A 611-nucleotide genomic window follows, 5' to 3' on the forward strand; every position below is an offset into this window, starting at 1 on the left:
GCCGCGCCCAAAACGTACCGAAAATTCGGCTTTGCCGGTAAACAAGCTAGACCATTGGAAATCCCAATTCACTTGCCCTAGGTTTTGACGCTGCCAACGCACGCTAGAAGCCTGACCTTGCCAAACGGAACCGTGAGCACCTTGTATGTCTAGCCCTTTCACAGTGGGGGCTTGCTGGAGAACCCAAGAAACAGGTAACCCCATGATCAAGCTAACAGAAAAACAAACGATAAAGATTACAACGTAAAGTACTGCTCGCTTCACCTTAACCTCGCTTAAATTGCAGACGGTTCACATCAATCATGCCCGCTTGGTCTGTACGATCGATGTCTAAAAATTCAACTTCAATGCCTTGCTGCTCTTTCAAGTAGCGTAACCAATCCACCAATTGGTTGAATGCGAGCGGTTTAATCCACACTTGCACACTGTCGTTGCGTGGTTGCACACGAATCAGCTCCACCTTAAAACGGCGCGCTGATGAAGAGACAAGTTGGTTAAGTGGCTGATTGGAAAAACTGACACCCCCGCTTTTTCTCAATGCGGTAATGTCATCAGCTTTGTCTTGTACCCATGTAAGCAATTGCTTTTCACTTTGGATACGAGATTGCGCC

Annotated in this window: 2 protein-coding genes; both read right to left on the reverse strand. The window is 47.3% G+C overall.

Features of this window, described 5'->3' with window-relative positions; all coding sequences use genetic code 11:
- Positions 1-264 (reverse strand): type II secretion system protein N (gene gspN / locus R8N49_RS28580; RefSeq protein ID WP_194944028.1); only part of this gene is annotated, 264 nt, incomplete at its 3' end.
- A gap of 1 nt (position 265) precedes the next feature.
- Positions 266-611, reverse strand: a 346-nt coding sequence (locus R8N49_RS28585; protein ID WP_318190630.1) for a type II secretion system protein M, incomplete at its 5' end; no start/stop codon positions are given.

The organism is Vibrio sp. 1978 (assembly GCF_033344345.1).